This window comes from Thermosynechococcus sp. HN-54, from assembly GCF_023650955.1.
Taxonomy (GTDB): Bacteria; Cyanobacteriota; Cyanobacteriia; order Thermosynechococcales; family Thermosynechococcaceae; genus Thermosynechococcus.
Map to the genome: position 1 here is coordinate 768723 of NZ_CP098039.1, position 26691 is coordinate 795413.

The 26691-nt window shown below is 52.6% G+C and carries 20 protein-coding genes, 1 tRNA gene and 1 pseudogene; 10 read left to right on the top strand and 12 right to left on the bottom strand.

The annotated features are described in order from the left end of the window. Positions 1 to 2: 2 nt before the first annotated feature. Positions 3 to 1268, top strand: a complete 1266-nt coding sequence (locus tag NBE99_RS03700) for a dihydroorotase (protein WP_250683153.1) — start codon at positions 3 to 5, stop codon at positions 1266 to 1268. Here NBE99_RS03700 and fumC read toward each other — a convergent pair. From fumC to NBE99_RS03745, 8 genes and pseudogenes are all read right to left on the bottom strand, one after another. Beyond that, positions 1220 to 2623, bottom strand: coding sequence for a class II fumarate hydratase (fumC, locus tag NBE99_RS03705; RefSeq protein WP_250683154.1), 1404 nt, complete (start codon positions 2621 to 2623; stop codon positions 1220 to 1222). The two genes, NBE99_RS03700 and fumC, sit on opposite strands and share 49 nt — an antisense overlap. Positions 2624 to 2753: 130 nt before the next feature. Continuing rightward, positions 2754 to 6089: pseudogene (locus NBE99_RS03710) on the bottom strand (Swt1 family HEPN domain-containing protein). Positions 6090 to 6239: 150 nt separating this feature from the next. Continuing rightward, positions 6240 to 6812, bottom strand: a complete 573-nt coding sequence (locus tag NBE99_RS03720) for a Uma2 family endonuclease (protein WP_250683157.1) — start codon at positions 6810 to 6812, stop codon at positions 6240 to 6242. 200 nt (positions 6813 to 7012) lie between these two features. Beyond that, complete coding sequence (locus tag NBE99_RS03725) at positions 7013 to 10612, bottom strand: DUF1156 domain-containing protein (RefSeq protein ID WP_250683158.1); 3600 nt, start codon at positions 10610 to 10612, stop codon at positions 7013 to 7015. Positions 10613 to 10620: 8 nt separating this feature from the next. Further along, positions 10621 to 10971 (bottom strand): type II toxin-antitoxin system PemK/MazF family toxin, encoded by a 351-nt coding sequence (locus NBE99_RS03730; protein ID WP_250683159.1) that lies wholly within the window; start codon positions 10969 to 10971, stop codon positions 10621 to 10623. Continuing rightward, the gene (locus NBE99_RS03735; protein ID WP_250683160.1) at positions 10968 to 11252 is read right to left on the bottom strand and encodes a hypothetical protein; all 285 of its coding nucleotides are present in this window, start codon (positions 11250 to 11252) and stop codon (positions 10968 to 10970) included. Before NBE99_RS03735 ends, NBE99_RS03730 begins: the two co-directional genes overlap by 4 nt. Continuing rightward, positions 11239 to 11505, bottom strand: coding sequence for a nucleotidyltransferase domain-containing protein (locus NBE99_RS03740; protein ID WP_250683161.1), 267 nt, complete (start codon positions 11503 to 11505; stop codon positions 11239 to 11241). Before NBE99_RS03740 ends, NBE99_RS03735 begins: the two co-directional genes overlap by 14 nt. 158 nt (positions 11506 to 11663) lie before the next feature. Continuing rightward, positions 11664 to 15374, bottom strand: coding sequence for a helicase-related protein (locus NBE99_RS03745; RefSeq protein WP_250683162.1), 3711 nt, complete (start codon positions 15372 to 15374; stop codon positions 11664 to 11666). A 254-nt stretch (positions 15375 to 15628) separates the two neighbouring features. Here NBE99_RS03745 and NBE99_RS03750 point away from each other — a divergent pair, with 254 nt between their 5' ends. Together NBE99_RS03750 and hisH are read left to right on the top strand one after the other, a co-directional pair. Beyond that, the gene (locus NBE99_RS03750) at positions 15629 to 16240 is read left to right on the top strand and encodes a cation diffusion facilitator family transporter (RefSeq protein ID WP_250683163.1); all 612 of its coding nucleotides are present in this window, start codon (positions 15629 to 15631) and stop codon (positions 16238 to 16240) included. 65 nt (positions 16241 to 16305) lie between these two features. Continuing rightward, on the top strand, positions 16306 to 16902 hold the full coding sequence (gene hisH / locus NBE99_RS03755) for an imidazole glycerol phosphate synthase subunit HisH (protein WP_399371037.1): 597 nt from the start codon (positions 16306 to 16308) through the stop codon (positions 16900 to 16902). A 30-nt stretch (positions 16903 to 16932) separates the two neighbouring features. On the opposite strand, the gene NBE99_RS03760 is transcribed toward hisH, so the two are convergent. Further along, complete coding sequence (locus NBE99_RS03760) at positions 16933 to 18222, bottom strand: PrsW family glutamic-type intramembrane protease (protein WP_250683165.1); 1290 nt, start codon at positions 18220 to 18222, stop codon at positions 16933 to 16935. Between the two features lie 229 nt (positions 18223 to 18451). On the opposite strand from NBE99_RS03760, the gene NBE99_RS03765 reads away from it, so the two are divergent. After that, a tRNA-Ala gene (locus tag NBE99_RS03765) sits at positions 18452 to 18524 on the top strand. Positions 18525 to 18553: 29 nt separating this feature from the next. Here the strand turns inward: NBE99_RS03765 and NBE99_RS03770 are convergent. Both NBE99_RS03770 and chlG read right to left on the bottom strand, forming a co-directional pair. Beyond that, positions 18554 to 19471 carry an RluA family pseudouridine synthase gene (locus NBE99_RS03770; protein ID WP_250683166.1) on the bottom strand — a complete coding sequence of 306 codons (918 nt, stop codon included), beginning with the start codon at positions 19469 to 19471 and terminating at the stop codon, positions 18554 to 18556. Positions 19472 to 19480: 9 nt separating this feature from the next. Further along, positions 19481 to 20476 (bottom strand): chlorophyll synthase ChlG, encoded by a 996-nt coding sequence (gene chlG / locus NBE99_RS03775; protein WP_250683167.1) that lies wholly within the window; start codon positions 20474 to 20476, stop codon positions 19481 to 19483. Positions 20477 to 20709: 233 nt separating this feature from the next. On the opposite strand from chlG, the gene NBE99_RS03780 reads away from it, so the two are divergent. The 5 genes from NBE99_RS03780 (at position 20710) to NBE99_RS03800 (ending at position 24659) form a co-directional block, all read left to right on the top strand. Next, positions 20710 to 23832, top strand: coding sequence for a CHASE2 domain-containing protein (locus NBE99_RS03780; RefSeq protein ID WP_250683168.1), 3123 nt, complete (start codon positions 20710 to 20712; stop codon positions 23830 to 23832). 136 nt (positions 23833 to 23968) lie between these two features. Further along, positions 23969 to 24223: a cytochrome b559 subunit alpha gene (gene psbE / locus NBE99_RS03785; protein ID WP_149820457.1), complete on the top strand. Its 255-nt coding sequence runs from the start codon at positions 23969 to 23971 to the stop codon at positions 24221 to 24223. 7 nt (positions 24224 to 24230) lie between these two features. After that, positions 24231 to 24368, top strand: a complete 138-nt coding sequence (psbF, locus tag NBE99_RS03790) for a cytochrome b559 subunit beta (RefSeq protein ID WP_099798824.1) — start codon at positions 24231 to 24233, stop codon at positions 24366 to 24368. 12 nt (positions 24369 to 24380) lie between these two features. Next, the gene (locus NBE99_RS03795; protein WP_149820459.1) at positions 24381 to 24494 is read left to right on the top strand and encodes a photosystem II reaction center protein L; all 114 of its coding nucleotides are present in this window, start codon (positions 24381 to 24383) and stop codon (positions 24492 to 24494) included. Between the two features lie 45 nt (positions 24495 to 24539). After that, positions 24540 to 24659 carry a photosystem II reaction center protein J gene (locus NBE99_RS03800; RefSeq protein ID WP_099798822.1) on the top strand — a complete coding sequence of 40 codons (120 nt, stop codon included), beginning with the start codon at positions 24540 to 24542 and terminating at the stop codon, positions 24657 to 24659. On the opposite strand, the gene NBE99_RS03805 is transcribed toward NBE99_RS03800, so the two are convergent. Continuing rightward, positions 24656 to 25552 (bottom strand): sugar ABC transporter permease, encoded by an 897-nt coding sequence (locus NBE99_RS03805; RefSeq protein WP_315897309.1) that lies wholly within the window; start codon positions 25550 to 25552, stop codon positions 24656 to 24658. The genes NBE99_RS03800 and NBE99_RS03805 overlap by 4 nt on opposite strands. A 73-nt stretch (positions 25553 to 25625) precedes the next feature. On the opposite strand from NBE99_RS03805, the gene NBE99_RS03810 reads away from it, so the two are divergent. Next, positions 25626 to 26660: a ribose-phosphate pyrophosphokinase gene (locus tag NBE99_RS03810; RefSeq protein WP_315897287.1), complete on the top strand. Its 1035-nt coding sequence runs from the start codon at positions 25626 to 25628 to the stop codon at positions 26658 to 26660. The last annotated feature ends 31 nt before the right edge of the window (positions 26661 to 26691 follow it).

Below are 26691 nucleotides of genomic sequence, written 5' to 3' on the forward strand. Positions count from 1 at the left end.
GCATGGTGTGGCGACTGTTGCAACAGGTGCGGCTGCTGGATCCGGTCAACCGCCAAGATGAGCGCGCCAATGTGCTGCTCGCAGAGGATCAACTGGTGGCGATCGCTCCCCAAGAGATCCCCACGGATACAGAAGTCATTGATGCCTCAGATTGGGTGCTGGCGCCCCCCTTGGTGGATCTCTACAGCCACAGTGGTCAACCGGGCTATGAGGCGCGAGAAACCCTTGAGACACTGTTGGCCGCTGCCGCTGCCGGGGGGGTGCAGCATTTAACCCTCTTACCGACGACAGAGCCTGTGATTGACACCCCTGCTGTGTGGCAAGCGCTGCAACAGGCGATACCGACCACTGCTTGGTCACAGGTGCGGGTTTGGGGGGCACTCACCCAAGGGGGCAAGGGGGCAGCTCTAACTGATTTAGCGGAACTAGCCGCCAGTGGGGTAGTTGGCTTTTGTGATGATCGGGGGTTGACCCATTGGCCGTTGGTACAGCGGGCGCTGACCTATGTCCAGCCCTTGGGAAAACCGGTGGCTCTTTGGCCCTTTGATCCGGCCTTGGCTGCCAATGGCGTGGCGCGGCAAAGTGGGGTGGCCATTCGCTTGGGGTTGGTGGAGCAACTCGTCTGCTGTGAAACGATTCCCCTATTGGCGATTTTGGAACTGGCGCGCAGCGTCTCAACGCCGATTCACTTGATGCGTCTATCCACAGCTCGCAGTGTGGAGATTCTGGCCAAGGAAAAGCCCGCACATGTCAGTGCCAGTGTGTCTTGGCTGCATCTCCTGTTTGAGGTTGAGGATTTGGCCAGCTACGATCCGAATCTCCGCCTTGACCCTCCCTTGGGCACAGCGAGCGATCGCCAGGCGCTCATTGAAGGACTGAAAACGGGCGTCATTGAGGCGATCGCCATTGACCACACCCCCTTGCTCTACGAAGAAAAAATGGTTTCTTTTGCCGAGGCACTCCCCGGCGCCATTGGTTTGGAATTAGCCCTACCCGCCCTCTGGCAGGAACTCGTTGCCAAGGAATACCTGAGTGCCTTGGTTCTTTGGCACGCCCTGAGTACAGCACCCGCGCGCATTTTGGACATTGAGCCACCCCGCCTCGAACTGAACAGTCGTAACTTTGTGCTCTTTGATCCGACCGTGACGTGGACAGTGACGCACCAAAGCCTGCGATCGCGCGCTAGGAATACGCCCTTTTGGCAGCAATCTCTGCGGGGTCAACTGGTGCCCTTTTCGCCAAGCATGAACTCTGGCCGCACCCACTGATCAAACTCCTCAGCCGTGAGGTAGCCCAATTCCACCGCCGCTTCCTTGAGGGTTTTACCCTCGCTATAGGCTTTTTTGGCGACGGCTGCGGCCTTGTCATAGCCAATGTGGGGGTTCAAGGCCGTCACTAACATGAGCGATCGCTCCAAGTGGCGCTGAATTTGCTCCCGATTGGGTTCAATGCCTACGAGGCAAAACTCTGTAAAGGCTTGACCAGCATCACTCAGCAGTTTGATCGATCGCAGGACATTGTGAATGATGAGGGGCTTATAAACATTCAGTTCAAAATTCCCTTGACTGCCGGCGATTCCCACTGCGGCATCATTCCCCATCACCTGAACACAGACCATCGTTAGGGCTTCACATTGGGTGGGATTCACCTTACCGGGCATAATAGATGACCCCGGCTCATTGGCGGGTAGAATCAACTCCCCTAGACCACAACGCGGCCCCGATCCCAGCCAGCGAATATCATTGGCCATTTTCATCATCGCCGCTGCTAAGGTTTTCAGGGCACCACTGAGCATCACCAAGGGGTCGTGAGCCGCTAAGGCAGCAAAGGGGTTCTCGACTTTGCAGAAGGGATAGCCGGTCATTTGGGCTAATTCCGCGGCCACGCGATCGCCAAAACCCGCCGGCGCATTCAAACCGGTTCCCACAGCCGTACCGCCAATGGCTAAGGGATACAGATGCTGCAAGGCGTACTCAATATGGGCTTGACAGGCGGCAATTTGACTGGCGTAACCCGAGAATTCTTGGCCAAGGGTTAGAGGTACTGCATCCATCAAGTGGGTGCGCCCAATTTTAATAATGTCGGCAAAGGCGATAACTTTTTCCTGCAATACCGTCAGTAGGTGCCGCAGCATTGGCAGCAGGTGTTCGTGCAGGGCAATGACCGTGGCAATATGCATCGCCGTGGGAAAGGTGTCATTGGAGGATTGGCTACAGTTCACATGATCATTGGGGTGAATTGGTGTTTTGCTCCCTTTAACCCCCCCCGCCAGTTCAATAGCACGGTTGGCAATCACCTCATTGACATTCATGTTGGTTTGGGTACCACTGCCCGTCTGCCAAATCGAGAGGGGAAATTGATCATCCCAGCGTCCTTCAATGACCTCATCGGCAGCTTGAATAATCCATGCTGCTTTGTCAGCGGCTAACACCCCTAAATCGCGGTTGGCGATCGCGGCTGCCTTCTTTAGCCGTGCCATGGCATGAATGACCTCTAGGGGCATCCGCTCATGACCCATCGGAAAATACTTCAGGGAGCGCGCCGTCTGGGCACCCCAGTAGCAGTCCGCTGGTACCTCAATGGCACCGAGGGAATCGTATTCTATCCGAGTTGCAGTTGTCATGATTCAGTCATACCGAGGGGAAGAACCCATCTCTCATCATTGCAGAAGGAGCAGCAGTTGCAGCCCTTAAACCCTACTTTGACTACAGCGGGGATGCTGGGGAAAACGAGTTTAGCCGATCGCTCCCCTGTTAGCTCTGCTCAAAGGATTGACTCTTAAACTTGAGTGTTTTGCAATTCTCCATGACAGTACGCACGACGTTTTCTGGAACCCCTCTAGGAACCTCAGCTTCGATTTCTAGGGTAACTTTAACGGTTGCCCCATCCAAGGCAATCAGGTGTTGAATGACTTCGCTAGCGATCGTGGCCACATCTCGGTTTACCCGCAGTGGATCAAGCGCCACGTTCCCATAAAATCTGCGGAGGATAGGGGGAGAGGATTGAGGAGTGAGCGGTGAGGAGTGAGCAGTGGGGGAAACTGAGCTACTCTCTGCATTCTCTTTTCTCTCTTCTCGATTCTCTCTCCTCTCTTTATTGAGCTGTTCTTGAGCAACCTCTGGCTTTACCAGCAGGCTTTGGGGGCTAATGCTAGGGTTAATGCCCGTTCCCACTTGCAGATGGAGATATTTTCCTGTCTTCTCATCAAAGCCTTCGGCATAGGCAAAGTGATCTGCCCACACCGTTGAAGCCACGCCACTGCGCACTGCCTCTAGAAGAACAGATTGATTTTTCAACCGCGGTAGATAGAGATACTGCGTCAAACATTCCCACATGCGTTTGAGATCAATGTGGGGGGTGTCACGCCAGAGATATTTATCCAGTGCTTCAAGTCGCAGATTAGTGGCGGAGTAATTTGGTAATAAATCCCCTTCATGCACAGCTTTGTGGCTGGCTTGCCCAATGGGGGAGTCCTGCCCTTGTAATCGGGTTTCTTTCCACTCAATTTCTCCTTGGGCATCAGGTTGTTGGGGAACTAGAAGCCACTGATAGGTATCAACGAGAATAGAATCCACATCGCGATCGAACTGGCTCAACTTGGTCTCTGCTTGTTTGGTCTGGAAGGTATCCAAGTTAAGAATGTCTTTTTCAGCAACGATCGCTCTCCAAGCTAGGTATTGAGCGGTATTGCGTTCTAGGTTTTCCAGCTTGGCTTTATCGGCTGCTAGAAAAAGCAGGGTATTTCTGTAATAGCGGGGGCTGCTACCCCTGTAGTTGAGGGGATCTTCGAGCCATTGGCGGGCAGGGCTGTCAGGATGACCTCTGCTGTGAGCCTGTTGGGGATGCAGAACCACCAGCCGAACCCCTTGAGTACAGTCGTCGGGAATATCCGCCGTGGATTCGGGAGCAACATGGACAGCACCGAATTCGCCCCGATTTTTATCAGCTTTGAGTCGTCTGATGATCTCTGCCCAAACAAGCTCGCGATCGCTGAGGATTTGCTCTGCTCGTTCTTGGGCAGTGCGGTTAACGTTGGGTTGTGTGGAAATCCAGTAGCGTTTGCTTTCGTCCACATAGAGGTAAGTCGCGCGATCCGTCAAATAGCGCAGGGCATCGCCAAAGGTGGCAGGGGCTTCACCGGGTTGTACACAGCCCAGCTTGATGCGGCGATCGTCGATGCCTCGGTTGGCAGCACGCAGCGTGGGGGCAGATCCCATGTAAATGGTGCGAGCAACACGGCGGCAGGCAGAGTAGCGCCCTAGGTTGGGGTTTTGGCGATCGAGGGTCAGAGGTAGGGAATTGGCGCCATCCACATCCTTGTCGATGACAGGCAACCAATGATCTTCCAGGTAGCGGGTCAGTTCCGACTGTACCTGCTGGTCATCCATCGGCACATGGGCAGGCATAATCATCAAACTGCGGTCTTCCCGCTCCCACAGGCAATGAATTACTTTAGCCATCAGACGCAGCACGCCGCGGGTGCGTTGAAATTTGTCAAGAGTGGACCAATCAGAATACAAGCGATCGAACAGTTCCGGATGAATGGGATAGGCCGCTTCTAGGCGACGTTTGTAGTCGGCTTCTTTACACTCGCCGGGAAACTCTTGGCTTTGGTTGCGGTACATCTCCATAAAAGCTTTGACAACCGCATCTCGCTGCACAAACAAATTGGGGTCGGTAATGGGCTGAAACAGACGGCGGCGGACAATTTCAAAGCTTTCTTCCGCACTCGCCGGACGCCAAGGGGATTCCACCCGACCGATGGCATTTTTGAGTCGATCCAAGGCTTCTTTACCCCGATCGCCCCCAATCTCAATATCGGAAGAGGGGATACTTACCACCAGTAGGGTATCTTTAGCATTTTTAGCCGATTCACTCAAAGTTTGGGCAAAGGTGAACTGGGTATCAAAGCTACCCCCGGCCAGATCGCTGTGCTCATGCAGTTGCCGCGCATAGGATACCCATTCATCAATCAGAATCAAACAAGGGGAAAAGCGATTGAACAGCACCTTGAGGGCATCACCGGGGTTGGTGGAGGTCTCATCCGCTTGCCGCACCAGTTCATAGCCCTCGGCTCCACCCAATTGCCAGGCCAGCTCCCCCCAAAGGGTTTTAATCAAAGGGCGATTTTGGCGCTAGTGTTCCGGTCTGTAGAGAGGGATGCCGCTGGGCTGGAGTTTGTTGCCTACTAAAACTGCGATATTGACATTCTCAGGGGGCTGACGGATGCCAGTCGCCTGAAAAATAGACTCTGTTCCCGGCAACAGACCCTCACCCCCAGAGGGAGAGAGGGGGGAAGAGAAAAGATGGTACAGGGAAAGCATGGCATGGGTTTTGCCGCCACCAAAGTTGGTTTGCAGCTCAATGACAGGATCACCGCCCTGACCGCTGAGCCGTCGCAGGGCATTGGCAAGCAGTTGTTTTAGTCCTTCGGTGAGGTAGGTACGGCGATAGAATTCGGCGGGGTTGCGGTACTCGTCAGAGCCTTCGTCTAGATAGACCTGCCAGAGATCGGCGGCAAATTCGGCTTGTTGAAAGCGACCGGAGGCCACATCAGGGTGGAGGGTGGCAATTTCCCGCCAAGGCTTGAGTCCAGCCATAGGCTGCCCTTCCGTGGGTGTGGTCGTGGTGCGGCGGGTAATATTGCGCGCTTGCTCTTCAAACCGAATGCGCAATAATTCTTGCTTTTGTTTATCAACTTCGGCAGCTTGGGGGGCAGAAATGGCGCTGAGCAGGCGAGTGATACTGTCGAGGGCGCGGTAAGCATCATCGGTAGAAAACGTATTGGTATGTGCCCATGCGTTTCGGGTTTCTCGTAACTCACTAACGAGTGCCCGTTCTGCTCTTCCTAATGTTTTCTTAAAAACATCGTGCCATTTTTCCCAAATCACAATTAAAACAGCGGATACATCCCTTTGAAGCACTTCTTCAGAGCTTTTGTTTTGGTTATATTCAGGCAGGCATTGAGCAACCTCTTGCAACCAGCGATCGCCATAGCTTGCTTTCATTTCCCGTTCAACAAAGAGATAAAGCCCTTCAAGGAGTAAATTCAGGGCGCGTCCGACTCGTTCATAGTTACTAATGCTCATGGGTGGGTTTGGAGAGTAAAGCCTGATAAAGCTATGATAACCTCGGTTCAGGATAAGAGAAATGCTAAATTTTACCTTCACCCCAGCTTTCTCCCATTCAGGGAGAGGGAGCTAGACTTTAGGTTTTGTTAAACTCACAGGTTATGATAACTAATCCCAAATCAGGGTTAAATCCATCACGAAGTTGGGTAATACGGGTTCTCCAGGAAGGCAAGATGGATGTTCTAAAAGTTGAACGGCTTGTCCGGGTTGATAGCAATAAACTGTTTGGGTTTCGGGAGCAATTAACCAACCCAACTGAGCACCATTACTTATATACTCCTGCATTTTGGCTTGGAGAAAAGCAAGGTCGTCGGTGGGGGATTGGAGTTCTAGGACAAAATCGGGACAAATGGGAGCAAATTTGCGACGTTGTTCTGGGGTTAGCTGTTCCCAGCGGCTTTTTGCAATCCAAGCGGCATCGGGAGAGCGAATGGCTCCATTGGGTAAGGCAAAGCCAGTAGAAGAATCGAAAACTACACCCAGGCGCATCTGACGATTCCACTGCCAGAGTTGCCCCAGCAAGTCAGCATTTTGGTATCCGGTTTCACTGCCGGCAGGTGCCATAGCGATCAATTCTCCTTGAGCGGTGCGTTCCAACCGTAGGTCGGGATTGCTACGACACAGTTGCTCGAAGACTTCATCGGTGAGTTGAAGGGTGGGGCGTAGGTTCAGGGCAATCATGGGTTTACTCTGATTATCTTTGGTTTGCAGTTTTTTTAGCCCTAGAATATGCCTACAATTGTAGGCTAATCTGCGCAGATGTTTGCATACTTGCGGCTAGGCGGGTAATTTCTGCCCAAGAACTCACAAGAGTGTTGTAAGCTAGAGCCTCTTGGCTCCACCCTTTGCGATCGCACAAACTATACAGCCGATAAGCCAAGTCACGGGCAATCATGGCCCGATCGCCCAATTGAGCAAAAAGTTCGGCGGCGCCGGTTTCCCCTTGTTTGTCCAAAAGTATGGATGAGCAGTTGGGTGATCAGCCAGTTGTTTCCCTCACCCCCGACCCCTCTCCCACGTGGGGAGAGGGAAGAAGATATGCCCTGCTCCTCCCTCGCCCTTGGGGAGAGGGCTTCCCGTTTGATCAACCGCACTTTGCCGCCCTTGGCTTCCACGATGCCGGCTTCGACCATGCCCTGAACAGTGGTGTTTTTGGCTTTGCTGAGGGTTTCGGCATCGCCATAGGCGCCTGCGTTGAATTGGTGTTGCTCAAACCAGGTGAGTGCCCAGCGGGTGTCGCTGTCGAATTCGCCTTCTTGTTCGGTGAGGTATTCGTCGAGGGTTTGGTTGATCAGTTGCAGGGCGGTGCGGACACGCAGGGGGGTGCCATTGTTTTCCAGGACGGCGGCATAGCGAGAATAGACTGCCATCCCCGGCCCAATGCTGGCTTGGGCAAGGTCAACGGGGGCAATGTTGCCCTGCTGGAGGGTACGCAGCGCTTTGGGCAGTTCGCGTTTGAGTTCGGTGAGGAATTGGCGACGGGTGATTTTGGGGGCATCCGCAGGGCGGGGACGGCAGACAAGGACAATGGAGGAGGAGAGGGCGTTGGTGCCAGATGCGACCATGCGATTACTCATTTCACTGCGCATGGGCCAGGTGCCGTCAATGGTAAAGCCAGATTGGATCAACCCTTCCAGCATCGTTTCCCAACCGGTGGAGGCTCTGCCCTCACCCCTAGCCCCTCTCCCAGAGCGGGAGAGAGGAACTAGAGGGTCGTCTATGTCTGCTTCTCCTCCTTGCTGATCGGGGGATGAGGAGTCTTCTTCTGTTTGTTTGAAAGCGTAGTAGATGGTGGTGGGGTAGTCGGCACGAGTAATTTGGTTGATGCGTTGAAACGCTTTGCCCAGACCCGTTTCAAAAAATTCCCTCGCTTTTTCTCTGCTGCCACCAAAACGATAGGGCGTGGCGACCAATTCTTGAGCTTTGGGAACGAGCAAAGTGCTGAAGAGATCGGGATAAATAGAACTGAGAGAACGCCGCAGCCAGACATAGAAAAAATCTGCTAAGTCTGCGTAACCGATGTTGTCGTAATAGGGCGGGTCGGTGGAGATGAGTTTGGGGGTGGTGTCGTGGGGATGGGGGGCGGTTGCGTCATGTTGGGTAGCTTTTGCATAATTGTTTGGATATGCTCTATCCAAAACTTTAATAATCCATTCAATGGCACTATTAAAGTTACCAGTCGAATCACTGAATGGATTTGCTTCTGCAAAATCCCATACCATCGGTATTGCTTGACGACCAAAAACATGTTCAACTGCTTCTCTGGTGCTATCCCAAACAACAAGAGCCGCCCATTTATCAGCACTTCGATCGACAGCAAACGCCAGATAAGTCGCGATCGCCTCTCCATAGGCTCTTGCCCCGGTGCCGCCCTCATGCAGAGGCACATTGTCATCGGGTAGGCCAGCGGCAATGGCATCCTGAGTCGCCTTTTCCCGTGCTTCCCCCACCAAATCGCTGAAGGTGGTAAGGGCAACCAATTGACGCGGGGTGAAGAGATCGGCGTGTTTGGTCATGCCGTAAAGTGGTGCATTGATAACCCCAGATTTACAAATAAGCTCTGTATCCGGTTTCCAAGTGGGTTGTGCTGAATTAGCAATGGCTTCTTGTTCCTCTGTGGGTGCCAGATACACCCGGCCATTTTGACCCTCGGCGACAATGGCCATCAATTGCTGTCCCATGCGTCCGGCGCGGCCTTCTTGGCGTATATATTCCAACGGCACAGGTGTTTCGCAGGCGATGCAGCGTGCCCCTTTGCGACCTGCCGTTCCTTCAGGGGCTTTGCCTTGGCCTGATTTGACGACGAATCGAACCTTTACCCCCTCACCCCCAGCCCCTCTCCCACCAGGGGAGAGGGGAGTCAGGGTTTCTTCTTGTCCCTCTTCTCTGTTGATGGGATGGGGGTGGCGATCGATAACTGGCTCGACCCAAGCTTCTTTCCCCTTCTTCGTCGAAAGCTGAAAACTCCGTACCAAGGGCATCTGGCAGCCACAGGCGGGGTTGGGGCATTTGACCGTTCTTGCCCATAGCCAAGCGATGACGGTGAGGGATTCGGCCCCCTCACCCCCGGCCCCTCTGCCACGAGGGGAGAGGGGAGTTGAACTGGAAGTAAGGAAATGGGATTTAATGAGGTGGAGGCAAGCCGCAAGATCGGTTTCCACTGCCTCAGCCCTCAGACGCACGAAACGCAAACCCAGAGACTCTAATAAGCGCTGACGCTGCCGATCGAGGGCTTGCTGTTCCTCGGAGTCATGAATGGAGCCATCTACCTCAACAATCAAGCGTTCTGCGGCACAGAAAAAATCCACAACAAACGCCCCAATGGGCTGTTGCCGTCTAAACTTGCGTCCCTCCAGTTGTCCATTACGAAGAGCTTGCCAGAGAATCTCCTCACTGCGAGTTTGCCGTTTACGCAGTTGGCGAGCGATCGCTGTCATTTGTTTACGCAACGCCTCAGAAATCTCCCAACGCTCTTGCTCCCCTTCTCCCCTAGTGGGAGAAGGGGTTGGGGGATGAGGGGGAGTATGCGGGAACGGCAATTCCCCGCCAGTGGGAGCAGGGGTTGGCGGATGAGGGGGAGTATGCAGCAATTCCCCGCCAGTGGGAGAAGGAACCAGGGGATGAAGCGAACCATCGGCCGATCGGATCACCCTCACCTGCGGGTACAGATGCCCAATCCCCTTAAATGCCTCATCGCGCATCCACTGCCCGTAGTAGCGCACATCCGCCGCCAGTCCCTGTGCCCCATACCAGCGATTCAAGCTAGTCTCAACTCCCCCTCGCCCCTTGTGGGCGAGGGGGCTGGGGGGTGAGGGATTCTCTCGACCTTGGGGAGAGGGGTTTAGGGAGTGAGGGCGATCTTCCGGATTCACCGGAGCCTGATCCTTAAACCTTGGCGGAATCTCAATCAATGCCTTATTAATTAACACCGCCACCGGATTCAAATCACTGGCATGGGCTTCTAGCCCCAAGCGCTGCGCCTCCAACGGGATCGACCCACCCCCCGCAAACGGGTCATACACTGGCGGGGCATACTGGGCAATGTAGTCCCGCACGGCATCTGGCTTTGTGGGTGGTTCCTCGCCCCGTTCCCACGCTAGACACCGCGCAATCTCCCGTTGGGCTGCCTCTAACACGCCCGATTTCGGATCATTGATGTCATCCCACGACACCAGCCCTCGGACGACCTGCTTCTGATTCCCTTTCTTATCCGTTTCCGTCTCAATCCGTCCCAAAATATCAAATAGCCGCTGCCGTTCCCGCGTTTGGTCTGCCTCGGTGGGGAACTTATCGGGCCAGCTACTCGGATCATCGACGAGCGAAGCCCATAGGACGGCACGACAGGCGGCTAGGGGGCGGCGTGCCCACCAGAGATGGAGGGTGCTGGGGTGCCCATGGCGGATGGATTTTTCGCGGGCAGATTCCATGTTGATGGCTTCTAGGGGCAGGGCGACTTCAATGAGCTTTTTGCGGTAGGGCATAGGAGGAACTATAGAGACAATTTGAATAGCTGCTGCAAGACCGTTTTCACAGCGGTGGCATCGCGATCGCTTAGCTGGCCAATGCTTTTGAGAATCATCGAATGATCTAACGTAAATAGCTTCATTCTAATTATTGAGGGTACTTGTAACCCAGTCGAACTCAGATCTTGAATGAGCACATCCAAAGGCCAGGGGGAATGGGTAGCTGTGGTAATCATCGCCATAACACTGTGGCCGATGGGCGTATTGAAGCCCTTCTGATCTGACAAAACCAAGGCTGGTCTACGCTTCGTTGCCGTTCTATCTGTAAAGGGAAACGGTACCACGACCACATCAAACTGTTCTAACTGGTTACTCATAGATGGCTGTAGGCTAAGTCATCCGCTTCCGAATTCCACTCGATCAAGGTTGCTGCTACCGCATCGAGATAGTCGTTACCTGCGGCTGTTTCCAAGGGTTCGTTGTAGCGCAGCACAGTTCCTTGTGGGGGGGGGCTGACTTGCTCTGGCCGAGTTAATGGGTTCTCCTTCGGCTGCTCCAGAATAATGACTTCTACGGTATCACCAGTGTGAAAGGGTAATCCTTTCAGCACCAAGGTGCCATCCTCGATTAGAGTTGCTGTTAGCTTATGGGCATGCATAGGGTTCTCCAGGTGTCATAACAACAATATCCTTAGCCACGGGCAGATCTGCCAATACCCTATGAATAGCTATCGTTATCTCCCGCTTACTGGATAATTCTGGAAATACCACCAGCAGGTCAATATCACTGTCAGCTGTGGCTTCACCCCTAGCGTAGGAACCAAATAAGATGATTTTGAGTGGATGAAACTGCTCAATAATGCGATCGCACATCACATTTATCCAAGGGTTGAGATTTGCAATCAAAGCCATTGAGCCATATCCTTACGAGTGAACGGTTAATCTAAGGCAACATGCGATCGCCTCATAAATAGATTATCTCGACTGTATCTCCAGCGCGGAATGGGAGGCCTTCTAGTAGAAGGGTGCCATCTTGCTTTAGAGTTACCGCTAGTTTGTGAGCATTCATGCTAACCCTCCTTGAGATTATTTTTGTATTCTTGATGTGGGTCATAGCCATTGTCCCAAAGGTCTTGCCAGTTATAGTTGATGCTACTGGCGGCAAAATCTGGCTCCCGTTGAAAGGGCTGACGAATATAGCGCACCACACAGCCCTTGCCCTGCACCTGATAATCTCCACTCGCCTCACGCACGGCAAAGGCATCTCGTTCGGGGAAATTCTCATCCACAGGCACCTGTACCAGGGCCAAAATATAGCAATCGGGTTTATTCAGGGCGGTCAAAATCTCGTTTTTAGTGACGGTAACTGTTTCTGCCCCTTCGACCCGACCTTTCACCTCAATAAATCGGAGCCCCTCACCCCCAGCCCCTCTCCCACTAGGAGAGAGGGGAGCAGAGGATTCAATGTCATAGCCGCACTTCTGATCACTCACATCCCGCGGTTCATATCCCAGCGATCGCTCCATCGCCATAACGGCTGCGATTGCCGCTCGTTCTACCCGCGTAGTTTCCTTGGCAAAGATAGGGGGGGGTGATTCTCGTTTTCCCTGTAGCCGCTGCAATAGCCCCATCGGCACCACTAGCACCGCACCCACAACCACGGGTGGCAAGGGGGATAATCGGCGTTCCTGTTCCAATTCTGCTAGACACTTTTGCAGACGTGCAGCCAACTCGTCAGCTCGTTGTTGGGCTTTGGCAGAATTGAGCTTGGCATTGGCTTTGCCGGCTTGCTCTTGTAAACGCAACTCCGCCGCCCGATGATCCCAGTAGTTAATCTCTTTGGTCAGCCGATCTTTGACGGCTCTGATCGTCTTGTCAATGAGTTCTTCCTTTTGTTGGTGGATCTCTTGAAGATGCTCAGGCACAAGACGGCAAGCCGCATAACTCATCGCGGTCTTCTCAATCTCATCTCCAGAGGGCAATTGATCCAGCAGCGGCGCCAATAGAGGTTTTTCAGTTTCCGCCAAGGGGCGATAGTCAAGGTAAGGTGCATAACCGGCGTTTCGAGGCGAGAGAAAAGAGGCAAGAGAAGAGGAAGATAAATGGAGGCTTTGTTGCTCACTTCTCTCTTCTCTGTCCTCACTTCTTCTTACCCGCATCTCCACATACTGCATCCGCCGCGAGACGACTCGCCGTTGCCCATCTCGCTCAACGCGGCCATCTTGGATAGCATGTTCCAAATAGACTAAAACTCTTATCTCTTCGCTGGGATCATTTTCGTCCACCAAAATTGCCCCTCGGCGCAAAACTTCCCGATACCGTTGCAGAATCAAGTCAATGGTAACACTCAGCAAAGGGTGACCGGGGCAAATAAATTCTGCCAAGGGCTTACCAGCAACACTCATCAAGCTTTTTTCAAAGCAAACCCTCTCATACCGTTTTGGAATTGCGGCACCCATGCCAATGAGACGGTCGCGATCGCGAATTTGCGTTGGGACATGGGTAATCTCATAGCGATTTGGTTCGCGGTGGCGAATGCTACCCCCTAGACGCTGAAATGCCTCTAGGAAAAAAGCAGCAATATAGTGAGGTTGCAGTTTGCGAGCTTCAGCCCGTTCCATTTCTTGGCGAATCTGTTGGACTTGACTGATGTCCATGGAATCACGAGCTAGTGCGCGTTCCTCTAGCAGTCTTCGTAGCCGGTTGATATCCAAGCGATTATCAATAATGGTTTCTAATTTTGCCCGCACCCGTGGCTTCTCACCATAGCGAATGGCCTCGATCATTAACTCCCGCAACTCCTTGCCAGCGATCGCCTTCCCCAAAACATCAAAAACTTTGCCCCCTAGGGCTTGGTGCTGAATTTCTAGCTTTTTCAGTAGGGCTAAATACACATCCCCTTCACGAGTTTCCTCAGCAACCAAATTCCACAAATGACACACTTCTGTTTGACCAATGCGATGGATTCGCCCGAACCGTTGCTCCAAGCGATTAGGGTTCCAAGGCAAGTCATAGTTGATCATCAAATGTGCCCGCTGTAGGTTAATTCCTTCTCCGGCAGCATCGGTCGCAACCAAAATCTGCACTGCTACATCTTGCTTAAAAGCTTCCTCAGCTTTTTTACGTTCTTCTCGCCCCATTCCGCCGTGAATGGCAACGACGGCTTCCTTAGAACCCAACAAATTGGTGATTTTATCAACTAGGTAGTTCAATGTGTCGCGATGCTCAGTAAAAATGACTAACTTACGCCGATGACCACCCGCATCAAACATTTCCTTCTGGTTTTGTAGGAGTTTGGATAATTCCTCCCACTTGCGATCTTGACCACTGCGCCACACCTTTTTTGCCAGTGCTTCTAGTTGACGCAGTTGCTGAATTTCCGCTTCCAGTTCAGCAATTGTTTGAGCAGCGGTTGCTTGATCAACGAGTTCTTCTTCCCATTGTTCCTGTTCTTGAGCAGATAAATCCTCCAGTGCCTCATCTGAATCATTTGAGCACATCAGAGAAGCAGGAAAAAAGAGCTGAGAAGCGTCCCTTGTTCTGTCTGCTCGCCGCGCAATTTTTTCTTCCCGCAGTCGTTTTTCTAGCCGTTCCCGCCGGCGGCGCAGGGATTCGTAAATTGCTTGGGTGGAGGAGGCAAGGCGGCGTTGCAAAATCGTCAAGGCAAAGCCCACAGTGCCTTTGCGACGATCACTCTCTAAGGCTTCTGCACGATTAAATTCTTCCCTGACGTAATCAGTCACTCGCTTGTAAAGAGCTGCTTCCAAATCCGACAGAAGATACTTTACGGTGTGTGCTAAGCGTTCTGGAAATAAAGGTCTGCCATCAAATTTGACTAAATCTTCTTTGACGACTCGCCGCATTAAATCCGAAGCATCGCAAGTGTGTACACCGTCTCGAAAGCATCCTTCAAAGCGATCGCCATCTAAAAGTGCCAGAAATAACTGAAAATCTTCTTCTCTGCCATTGTGGGGTGTTGCCGTCATCAGCAAAAAATGACGAGCGAGGGTAGATAGTAACTTACCTAACTTATAACGCTTGGTTTCTTTAATCTCGCCGCCAAAGAATGAGGCAGAAAGTTTGTGGGCTTCATCAACAACAATTAAGTCCCAATCGGTTTGTTTGAGCTTGGCTTGCAGGTCTTCATCGCGGCTGAGCTTGTCCAAGCGAGCAATCAGCAGGGGGATTTCTGTAAAGACATTGCCGCTACGAGCTGCTTCGATTCGGTCATTCGTGAGTATCTCAAAGGGCAGGTGAAACTTTTGCGATAACTCCTCCTGCCACTGCATTGTCAAACTACCCGGGCAAACAATCAGACATCGCTGTAAATCCCCCCGCATCAGCAATTCTCGAATCAGCAACCCCGCCATAATCGTTTTGCCTGCCCCCGGATCATCTGCCAAGAGAAACCGCAACGGTTGACGCGGTAGCATCTGGCCATACACCGCTGTAATTTGATGGGGTAAAGGCTCCACCAATGAGGTATGCACTGCTAGCAACGGATCAAATAGGTGCGCCAGTCGAATGCGGTGAGCTTCAGACACCAACCGCAATAATGCCCCGTCTCCGTCAAAACTCCAGCGGTGAGCTGCACTAACAATCTCCAAGGCGGGTTCACGATCGCGAAACAGCAGTTCTGTGTGAGGCTGTCCATTGACATCCTTATAGGTCAACTCAACAACGTCACTTCCATACCACGTTGCGTCAATCACCGTGACAGGTTGATTTGGGAGAATGCCTTTGACCGTTGTACCGCGGGTCAGGTCTTCAAGCTTTGCCATGGGTGCTGCGGTGGACTAAGAGGTTCCAGAGATAGCATCCCTTGCTTCCCACCCTGCTATGGGAAAAGGGAGGTCTTCAGAGACAGTCTAGAAAAGTTGGGGAAGAGTGGAGTCCTCACACCGTGGTTATGGTCATAGTAACTATATTATTGGCTAACTTACAACATTAATTAACTAAACAATGCGGTTAAGGGGGGCATGGCTACCTTATGGCTATTTTAGGCATGATATTTAGATACGTTTGAGACTAGCCCATGTCAGACTGTGATTGCCACATCGAAGCAAGAAACGCGGCGGAGCGCAAAACGCTGCGAACTGTGCTGCTCATCAACTTGGTGATGTTTTTTGTAGAGGTGACCACGGGCGTTCTTGCCCAGTCCACTGCCTTGATTGCTGATTCTCTCGATATGCTGGCTGACGCTCTCGTCTATGGCCTCTCCCTTTCTGCGGTGGGGCGATCGCTCAAACAGAAAACCCGTGCCGCAAGTCTGAGTGGCCTGTTTCAAATAACGTTAGCCGCCTTGATTTTGCTGGATGTTCTTCGTCGGTTTGTCAGCGGTAGTGCCCCAGAGGCGGATTGGATGATGGCGATCGCCCTCCTTGGGCTAGTAGCCAATACTTGCTGTCTGTATCTGATTGCCAAACATCGGCAGGGGGAGGTGCATATGCGGGCGAGCTGGATTTTTACCCAAAACGATGTCATTGCCAATATCAGCGTGATTGTTGCTGGGGGTCTGGTCGCCCTCTTTCAGTCTCCTTACCCCGATTTGATTGTTGGCTTTGGCATTGCTAGCCTCGTGCTTTGGGGCGGGATTCGCATTGTGCGGGATGCAAGGCAGGCAGTGATGAACACCCCTGTAGAATAGGTAGGGTTACCCTTTGGGAGAGGCTTTCTGTGAGCGCACCCGCGATCGCCATTATTGACTACGATATGGGCAACCTACATTCCGTTAGTAAAGCCCTTGATGTGGTGGGGGCAAGACCCTTAGTGAGCGATCGCCCCAGTGACATTTGTGCTGCGGATGCTGTGGTACTCCCCGGTGTGGGTGCCTTTGACCCCGCTATGACCCATCTCCATGAGCGGGAACTGGTGCCGGTCATTCAGCAGGTGATTCAGCAAGGCATGCCCTTCTTGGGAATTTGCCTTGGCCTCCAAGTCCTCTTTGAATGTAGTGAAGAGGGAACAGAACCCGGCCTTGGCATTTTTGCAGGTAAAGTCAAACGCTTTCAATCTGAACCCGGCCTGACAATCCCCCACATGGGCTGGAACCAACTGACCCTAACGCAATCAACCTGTCCCCTTTGGCAACATTTGCCGCCAACCCCTTGGGTGTATTTCGTTCACTCCTACTTTGTCGCCCCTGATGAGCCAGAGTTAGTGGCCGCAACGGTGCGCCATGGCCAGCAAACAGTCACGGCAGCGATCGCTCGCAACCATGTCTTTGCCTGTCAATTTCATCCCGAAAAGTCCGGCAAGATCGGCCTGCAACTACTCCGCAACTTTGTCACTTTGGTCAAACATCAGTAAGCATCCCGTTAGCAGCAGTAAAGATTCGCGCTAGCGATAACCATAAAAACGGGTGGCAAAGTTTTGCGATCGCGTCGGAGACAATTGACGCGCTTTCAAAATCGCGGCGGTGAGAAACACATAGGCCAAAATCCCCACCATTGCCAAGCCCATGGGACCAAAGCGGGCGGCAGCCGTATTCCAGAGGGCATGGAGAAAGGCCGCAAGACCGAGGCCAACCATTAAAATCAAGGGTGCTCGACGGGGTCGCAACACACTCAGTCCCACACAATAGCCTAAATATCCCGTGTAGGCCATGTGCCCTGTCAATGACCCCAATACCCGTGGGATCAGCACTTGCAGACCCGCTAAGTTACCAAATTGACCCGCGATATTAGGAACATATTGCCCAAGGGTTTCTGTCCACGTAAAACCGAGGCCAGCGGCTGCTCCCAAAAGAATGCCATCGAGGGGTTCCCACACACCTACCTGATGTTTCCACCGACTAGGAAGCCACCGCCCCAACCCATAGGCAACGATCATTGGCAAGGCCTTGAGTAGCTCTTCCATTAATCCGGCGCCAATGAAGTTGCGGCTGAATAACACCCAAAATGAAGGATGGGGCGGGTGCAGTTGGCCGGGTAAAACTGTGCGAAAGAGATAGATCATGGCTGGCAAAATCGGGCTTTGCAGAATCAAAATTTCCAGCGTCAGAGTGCCCAGCAGAACCCACAGAGGTTTGCGTTTGCCACAGAGTTGATAGATAAAGTAATAGGCAGCACTCCCCAAATACAGCGCCAAGATGACTTTGAAGGCATCGGGGGAGCCAGCCGTGGCAAACAGTAGGATGACGGCAACAACCGTAACAATCCCCGGTACCAGATAGGCTTTGCGCACCCAGTCGGGATGAATGGCAAAAATAGGCAGCAGTTGGGTGAGGGTAAGAGGTTGATCGGGCTGGGTGCTCACGACTTCGGTGAGGGGAAGATATTCCAAGACAAATTCAGGCCCTTGGCGCCCCAATTGAATGCGATCGCCCGCATTGAGCACAGTTAATGTTTCCACTCGCTGTTGGTTGACATAGGTGCCATTAACACTCCCGAGGTCTGCGATCGCCCACACGGGAATACTCCCCCGTTTTTGACAGGTGAGTTGGGCATGGTGGCGGGAAACAGAAGTATAAATGTGGGCGTCAAGGACAATATGGCAGGTATCTGGGTCGCGGCCAATAATCGTCACCTCCTCTTGGGAGAGCCAAAACTGCGCCACTTCCGGGGAGACTTGCCGCAGCACACCCGCATACTTCAGGGTTGGATTCAGGGGGGAGCGATCGCGATTCATTCGTACCCATATCAACTGCAAGGGGGACAATAAGAATCTCAAAGTCCTACCTGCTCAGCACTCACACCCACTATACACTGGGTACTTGATACTTCCTTTGATCGAGAGGGCGATCGCGCCAGCACCAAGCACGAGAACACTTGGGTAGCGCTCCTGAGTAGAGGTTTGCTTTGTAACGGGGAGTTGACAAAGGGTAGTCCTTTGGGCGAAGATAGGATTCTGCTGATTCGGGGCTATAGCTCAGTTGGTAGAGCACTTCAATGGCATTGAAGGGGTCAGCGGTTCGAATCCGCTTAGCTCCATCGAAACGAGGATAATCTCAATTAAGAACTTACTGGCGCAATAGTCGCAATAGTTTCTCTACATGTTCTGGTAGAGGAGCGATCGCCACGATCTCTTCACCAGTACGAGGATGTTGTAAGCGCAAGCGATAGGCATGGAGAGCTTGGCCGGGAAGCTTCACTTTTAGTGGCGTGCCTCGGCCATAGAGGGGATCCCCCAACAGCGGCCAACCCAAGTGGGCGGCATGAACGCGGATTTGATGGGTGCGACCCGTTTCAAGGTGAAACTCCACAAGGGCACAGTGGCGAAAGCGCTCCTTTACAAACCAATGGGTAATTGCTGTGCGGCCTTTTGCAGGGGGCACCACCGCCATCTTTTTACGATCTACCGGGTGACGACCAATGGGCGCAATTACAGTTCCAGTGTCTTCGGCGGGTTGACCATAGACGACACCAAGGTAGTGGCGCTGCATTTGCCGTGCTTTCAATTGTTGTTGCAGATGGTGTAGGGCAAACTCCGTTTTAGCGACAACCATGACCCCAGAGGTGTCTTTGTCTAGGCGATGCACAATCCCCGGCCGCTGCACACCGCCAATACCCGCCAATTCAGGACAGTGGGCTAACAGACCATGAACTAGCGTACCTTGGCAATGACCGGGGGCAGGGTGCACCACTAAATCCACCGGTTTATTGAGAATCAGTAACTCATCATCCTCATAAAGAATACTCAGGGGCAGGGGTTCAGGCACTAAATCCAACGGCTCCGGCTCAGGCAGCACCACCTCCAGCACTTCACCACCACCAAGGGGATAATTCTTGCGATCGCACACTTGGCCATTGAGGCGTACGTGCCCCTGTTGGATCAATTGCTGCCAGCGCGATCGCGAGAGGTCAGGATACTGCTGCGCCAAGAAACTATCGAGGCGATCGCCCCCCTTTTCTACCTTGAAGATCAGCGATGTTGTCATTCCCCCCAACTACACCAGCGTATGCCCAAGGGCTAAACCCACCACTAGCATCCCCAGAACCAGAAAGGGTTGAGCACTGGCTTGGTACTTCACATCGTTTTTCAAGGGATCCCGCAGGAAGTACATGTCCTGGAACATAATCTGGGGAATAATCAGCAAAATCAACAGCACTGCATAAAGATTGGCATGAATCGCCATCAGGTAGCCGGCAATTCCCAACTGGAAAATATCAATCATCAGGACGCAAATCCATGCGGCGGTCGTGATGCCAAACATCACCGGTAGGGAGGCTAAGCCCAGCTGGCGATCGCCCTCAACGCTTTTGAAGTCATTGACAATGGCAATGCCCAAGCCCGCCAGACTGTAAATCAGTGTCAGAATCACAATTGTTGGCGTCAACTCCCCAAAGAGCGCATGACCGGCCCACCATGGTAAAGCAATGTAGCTCGCCCCTAGAGCATAATTTCCCAGCCAACCATTCTTTTTCAGTTTCAGGGGCGGTGCAGAGTAGATATAGGCCAAAAAGCCCCCCAGTAGGGCAATTTTTGTGATTGGTAACGTGGGATGGTTTGCCCAGAGATCCAACAGGACTGCCAGCGCCAAACCCGCCACCACGAGGAAGATAATTTGTGCTCGCACTTGATTGAGGGAAATCGCCCCCGACGGAATGGGACGATAGGGTTCATTAATCGCATCAATCTCGCGATCGTAGTAATCGTTGAGCGTTTGCGTATAGCCGGCCATCAAAGGTCCCGACAGCAGCATACAGGTCGCTGCCTTGAGAACATCCTCCAGACTCCACGTGAAGCCTCCCGACGATGCGGCACCACAGATCACACCCCAGATCAGGGGAATCCACGTAATCGGCTTCATTAATTGCAGGCGAATCTTCCAGATATTGGTCTCGCCACTTTTAGCACCCTTCATGCCCAGCAGTTGACGTGCTGCCGCTGTGGTGGTTTCTGTGGAGGTTGAAGTCGTGGTTGAATCGGGGGTTTCCGTCATAGCGCTTGTTGTGCTCAGCAATCACCTCACTGATTATAGTCGTTTCCCATGCTTGCACCTAGAGGGGAGAGAGCGGCCAAGACTGAGCTTGAGGGGGCTGTGTTATTGGGGATAGAGAGAATGTTAAAACTTGTCCCTCTAAATTTGCCGATCGCTAGGGCCGTAGGTCAGTATAGAAGCGAGGCAGCTTTGAGAACGTTTGAGCTTCAGCGCAACAGTTTGCGAATTCAGCCATGACACCCTTGTCCATCTCTGACCGTCTTAAACGCTCTTTACGGGCTGTGATTGCGACAGCGATCGCCACAGTGGGTGTTTTTGCCCTGCGGCTGGGGGGACTATTGGAACCCTTGGAATTGAGGGTCTATGACCAATGGCTGCGCTGGCGATCGACACTGGCCACGTCTCAGCGACTGCTGATTGTTGAAATTACCGAGGCTGATATTCAAACCCTCAAGCAGTACCCGATTCCTGACGAGGTGCTGATTCAAGCCGTCAATGAATTGCAGGAGCACCAGCCCAAGGTCATTGGCATTGACATTTTTCGCGATTTTCCCGTACCGGATCGTTTCCAGCCGCCGACCGATGTGCTCCCCTCCCTCGGACGGGTGATGATGACCCAGCCCAACACCGTCATTGTCTGTAAAGTAGGCAGCGAAACGGATCCCGGAATTGCCCCACCCGCTGGACTGCTGAATGAACAGGTGGGATTTGCGGACATTCCCATTGATGATGATGGCGTTGTGCGCCGTGCTATTTTGGCAACTCAACCAGAAGCTAGTGATCGCTGCGCTACTCCTCAATCCTTTGCCCTTGCTTTGGCGCGTGTTTTTCTGGGGATTAATCCCCAAGCTGTGACTCAGAACCGCCTTGAATTGGGAACGGCTCGCTTTCAGGCCTTGACCAGCAACTGGGGGGGCTACAACAACCTAGATGCCGCGGGGTTTCAAATCCTGATCAACTATGCCCACCCAACCCAGCCCTATGAAACCGTGACCCTGAGCGAAGTCTTGAGTGGTAAAGTACTACCCTCTAAAGTGCGCGATCGCGCCGTCCTCATTGGCCTTACGGGCAGCAGCAGTAATGACAAGTTTTTGATTCCGATTACACTGCCGGGACAAACCAACCGCCTTACCCCCGGTGTTGTGGTTCAAGCCGTCATTCTTGAGGATCTACTGGCGGCGGCACTCGATAACCGTTCTCCCATGGGCACATGGTCGCAGGAGGCGATCGCCCTTTGGATGCTTGCTTGGTCTGCACTGGGTGCTCTGATTATTGCCAAGGGACACCGCTGGGTGATTGTGCCGCTGTTGGTTGCGGGGGGGCTGGGTCTCAGTGGCCTCACTTTTCTTCTCTTTTTACAGGGAAGTTGGATTCCACTCGTGGCTCCTCTGGTTGGCTTTGGCAGTGCTGCGGTGGTGATGCTGGGCTATCGAGCCTTGAGTCCTACAGAATCTACCCCTACCCCCTCTGCACCGACGGCTGTTCCCAGTGGCCTCTCAGCGACTCCCTTAGAGTTGGTTAGTGAGGGGATCAGTCAATCGACCGCACCTGAATTCAACCCGCTTCTAGAGACGCCAGAAACCGCTTCACCAACGGAAGTATCTGCCTTAGAAACTGATGCCAATCCCACGGTATTGCAACCGGAAAGCGCCATTTCCTTTACCCCCATTGAGCCAACGGTATTACCGCCAACCCCCGGCAAGCCCAACACAGCACCAACACTGCTGACATCTGTGGTGGATCAAATTCCGCCGACAGAAATCCGCGAGACACCAGCCGCCTCGATCGCAGAGAGGGAAACCTTTTTAGTGGCTCAACCGGATGAAGCGGCAACTCCCGTCACAGAATTGCCCCCCTCCACTGCTGCTGAATCCACGACTGTCGATCTGCCTGAAACCCAGATGGCGGTTCCTGAACCCCAAACCTCTCCCCCACCAACCGCTGCTGCAGACATGCCCACGCAGATGCCGCCAGAGCTATCGGAAACGCAACTGACGGTTCCTGAACCCTTAACCATCGTTCCGGAGACGCCGAGCATCCCCAGTGCTACTTTGCCTGAAACCCAATTGACGGTTCCTGAACCCCTGACCACGCCAGAACTCAGCTCAACACCCGCGACCCAGTTCATCACCAGTGTGGACTTGCCCGAAACGCAACTCTCTATCCCTGCAAGCTCGCCAGAATTCACCTCAACACCTGTGACGGGGAGAGAAATTCCTGAAACGCAACCATCCATTCCAGAGACCTCACCGAACCTCACCTCAACCCCGCCCACCCAATTTGTGACCAGTGTAGACCTACCAGCAACCCAATTGTCACTCTCAGAACCCGCTGCCACCAGTGATGACTTGCCTGCAACCCAGCCAGCCAATCCTGACCCTGTGATGCCGCCACTCCCAGAGACTGTGCCCACGCAGCTTTCAGAGGTGACCCCTGCCACAACAGTTCCTTCGCCGGCACCCCCCACCACCCAAACACCCAGCAGTAGCCAACCGCAGACTACTGTCATTTCCGAGATCACTACAGAACCCGCTGAACCGCTGCCCCAAACAGTCGGCGGACGGTACCGCGTCCTCAGTCAACTGGGGGAAGGGGGATTTGGCCGCACTTTCTTGGCTGCGGATTTACACCTGCCGGATCATCCCATTTGCGTGGTCAAGCAGTTGGTCCCCTCCCGTAAGGATGAACGTTTTTTGGCCATTGCCCGTCGCCTCTTTCAGCGGGAAGCGGAAACCTTAGCCCAATTGGGGCAACATGAGCGGATCCCGCGATTACTGGCTTACTTTGAGGAGGGGGGATATTTCTATCTCACCCAAGAGTATGTGGATGGGGAATCCCTCAAGGAGGAGTTTGAAAAGAAAATTACCCTCTCCCAAGCTGAAGCCCTCGCCATTCTCAAGAGTATTCTAGAAATTTTGCAGTATGTACATCAGTTTGGGGTGGTGCATCGGGATATTAAACCTGCCAATATCATGCGCCGCCGCAGTGATCAGCAACTGTTTTTGATTGACTTTGGAGCGGTACGCCATGTCCAGCCCGAGGATTTGCTCCAACACGGCAAATATACGATCTCAATTGGTACCCGTGGCTATGCCCCTAGCGAGCAAATGGCAGGACGACCCGTGATTGCCAGTGATATTTACTCTCTGGGCATGGTTATTGTTGAAGGTCTGACGGGACTCGCCCCGATGGATTTGCCCTCTGACCCCCACACGGGGGATATTGTCTGGCAGCCGGGACGGCATCTTTCACCGCAGTTTGTTGCCATTATCAATAAAATGATTAAGTACAACTTTCGCGATCGCTACCAGAGTGCTGAAGACGTGCTCACTGACTTGGTCAAATCTGGACTTTAAGCTCTAGAGACCTAACACCGCTGTAGAGGGAGCTTGCAGTTCTTGTTTATGCGGCTAAATCGTTGTGAAAAAAGGCTGTATGATGGATAGTACCGTTTCCTTTTTTTAACATTAGACACTTTGGAGGCATCGCAACGTGGCTGGAACGACAGGAGAACGACCATTTTCCGACATTATTACCAGTGTCCGTTATTGGGTGATTCATAGTATCACCATTCCGGCGTTGTTCATTGCTGGCTGGCTCTTTGTCAGCACCGGTTTGGCCTATGATGTGTTTGGCACACCACGCCCCGATAGCTACTATGCTCAGGAACAGCGGTCGATTCCTCTTGTGACCGATCGCTTTCAAGCTAAACAACAAGTCGAAACCTTCTTAGAACAGGTGAAGTAGGATTGCCATGACCAGTAACACACCCAATCAAGAACCCGTCTCTTACCCAATTTTTACGGTCCGCTGGTTGGCCGTTCATACGCTTGCTGTGCCCACGATTTTCTTCCTCGGGGCGATCGCGGCCATGCAGTTTATCCAACGTTAGGAAGGTGCAGCCATGGAACCGAATCCCAATCGTCAGCCGGTCGAACTGAATCGCACGTCCCTGTACCTAGGGTTGCTGCTGATCTTCGTTCTTGCGTTGCTCTTTTCAAGCTACTTCTTTAACTAAATCCCTTCATCTATAACTGAATCTGCTTAGGAGGAATTGATCATGTTGTCTGAAGGCGGACGTATTCCCCTTTGGGTTGTGGCCACTGTGGCCGGCATGGGGGTAATTGTCATTGTTGGGCTGTTCTTCTACGGTGCTTACGCTGGTCTTGGCTCCTCTCTCTAGAGATTGGGGTCTTGGCGCGTACGCAATTGTAGCCAGATGAGTCCAAGGGTGACTCCCAAAAGAACCGTTGCTGCCGCAGCGGCATAGCCAAAGTCAAATAACGCGAACGCCTGTTGGTAAATATAAAATACCAGCAGGTTTGTTGTATCTAGGGGGCCACCACCAGTCACCACATAGACTTGCTCAAAACTGCGCAATGTGAAAATCGTTGTTGTGACAAACACTAGAATTAAGGTGGGTTGCAGCCCCGGTAGCGTAATGTAGCAAAACTGTTGCCAAGCATTGGCACCATCGAGGAGTGCCGCTTCATAGCGATCGCGGGGAATCGTTTGCAACCCTGCCAAAAAAACAACTAAATTAAACCCCAACTGCTTCCAGCTACTGAGCAAAATGAGCACTGGCATTGCCCAAGTGGGATCACTCAGCCAAGCAATGGGTTCTCCCCCTAAGGTTTGTACCAGTTGATTCACCGGGCCATCGGTTTGAAACAGCCAACGGAACCCTAAACCCGCCGCCACAATGGAAGTAATACTGGGTAGAAAGTAAGCTGTCCGCAGCAAATCGCGGCCTATCAATGCTTGATTCAGAGCCACTGCCAAGAGTAAGGGCAGCACAATCGTGGGTAGCACCGTTGCCACTGTGAAATAGAGCGTATTGCCAACCACCTGCCAAAAGTCTGGACTCAGGAGCAATTGCTGATAATTTTGCAGGCCAACCCAACGCACCCCTTCTTGACTAAAACTACCCGTCGTAAAACTGAGATACACAAGGTACAAAATCGGCAAAAAAACAAAAATTGTCAGAAACAAAAGTGCAGGTAAAAGGAATAACCAAGCTACTCCTATCGGTGACAAAAAAACATCCCCCAACCGTAGGAATTGCGATCGCACCATTGGCAAAGATGATGACCTCAAAATTCGTCTTTCTATAAATTCAATCCTAGGGTAGTGGCTCCCGAAATTGGAAATGATAAGATCAAAATCAAAATGCACGCCATCTTGGGGAGATGCTGTGATTCACACTGCGCCATTGCCCACGACTACCCCCTCTCACATTTCTGATCATAGTCGTCTAAAGCTGTTTTCGGGTTCTGCCAACACTGTCCTTGCTCAGGAAATTGCCCGCTACCTCGGTATTGATCTCGGCCCAATGGTGCGTAAGCGATTTGCCGATGGCGAGCTGTATGTGCAGATTCAAGAATCCATTCGCGGTTGTGATGTTTACCTGATTCAGCCCTGTTGCCGCCCCGTCAATGATCACTTAATGGAATTGCTGATCATGGTCGATGCCTGCCGCCGTGCTTCAGCTCGCCAGGTGACTGCGGTGATTCCCTACTATGGCTACGCCCGTGCTGATCGCAAGACGGCAGGCCGCGAGTCCATTACCGCCAAACTGGTGGCCAACCTGATTACCCAAGCGGGAGCAAGTCGGGTTCTGGCGATGGATCTGCACTCAGCACAAATTCAGGGCTACTTTGACATTCCCGTGGATCATGTCTATGGTTCGCCGGTACTCCTAGATTACCTGCGCAGTAAAAATCTCGAAGATATTGTTGTCGTCTCCCCAGATGTGGGTGGCGTTGCCCGTGCCCGGGCTTTTGCCAACAAGCTCAATGATGCTCCCCTTGCCATTATTGATAAACGCCGCCAAGCCCACAATGTGGCTGAAGTGATGAATGTTATTGGCGATGTCAAGGGGAAAACGGCGGTGCTGGTGGATGACATGATTGATACCGCCGGCACCATTTTAGAAGGGGCGCGACTCCTACGGCGGGAAGGTGCTAAGGAAGTCTATGCCTGTGCCACCCATGCAGTCTTTTCACCGCCGGCAATCGAGCGACTCCAAGGGGGCGATTTTGAAGAGGTCATTGTCACAAACACGATTCCAGTACCAGAAACCCACCGCTTTCCCCAACTCACGGTGCTGTCAGTGGCCAGTATTCTCGGCGAAACCATTTGGCGCATCCATGAGGATAGCTCTGTGAGCAGCATGTTCCGCTAGTATAGTTTTTTTGGGTTTCTTGGGAGGATTA